This is a genomic window from Vibrio sp. 1288 (genome assembly GCF_033344475.1).
This window is the reverse complement of sequence record NZ_JAWPOX010001016.1, coordinates 1-540: the sequence shown is the minus strand read 5'-3', so window position 1 is coordinate 540 and position 540 is coordinate 1. Positions and strand designations below refer to the sequence as shown.

1 protein-coding gene is annotated in these 540 nt (G+C 50.4%); it reads right to left on the bottom strand.

Annotation, left to right across the window (positions count from 1 at the left end; all coding sequences use genetic code 11):
- Positions 1-540 (bottom strand): penicillin-binding transpeptidase domain-containing protein (locus R8O11_RS30655; RefSeq protein WP_318195314.1); only part of this gene is annotated, 540 nt, incomplete at both ends.

Below are 540 nucleotides of genomic sequence, written 5' to 3'. Positions count from 1 at the left end.
ACCAATCAAACAAACTATTCAACCAGTTAGATTTTTTCTCACACTGTTGTTTGATTTGACCCGTTTTATCCCATACTGGAAGTTTGTAATCGCTGCGGCAATTCATCTCTAAACCACCGTTGGAGGTCGGTTTAAAGCCAAGCGTCGTCACTTCTTTAGGCCAAGGCAACTCCAAACGCTCAGGAATTCGCTGCGCCAAGTATTCCGCGTAAACACGCAATGCACCGCTTGACCCCGTAAGGTTGATTGGCTTGTTGTCATCACGGCCTAGCCAAATGGTCGTCACTTCACGGCCATCAATCCCGACAAACCAGCTATCACGAGTATCGTTACTGGTGCCCGTTTTACCCGCCAACGCAGCCCAAGCGAATTGGCTTTGAAGGTAGCGGCCCGTACCTTGTGCGACACCTTGTTTCATCGCGTAAGTCGTTAGCCAAGCCGCTTGTTCATCAACCGCGCGAGAGGAACGAGGCAACGATTGATAAAGCACGTTACCGTCCATATCGATGACGGAACGAAGCGCGGTCAGCTTAGCGCGTT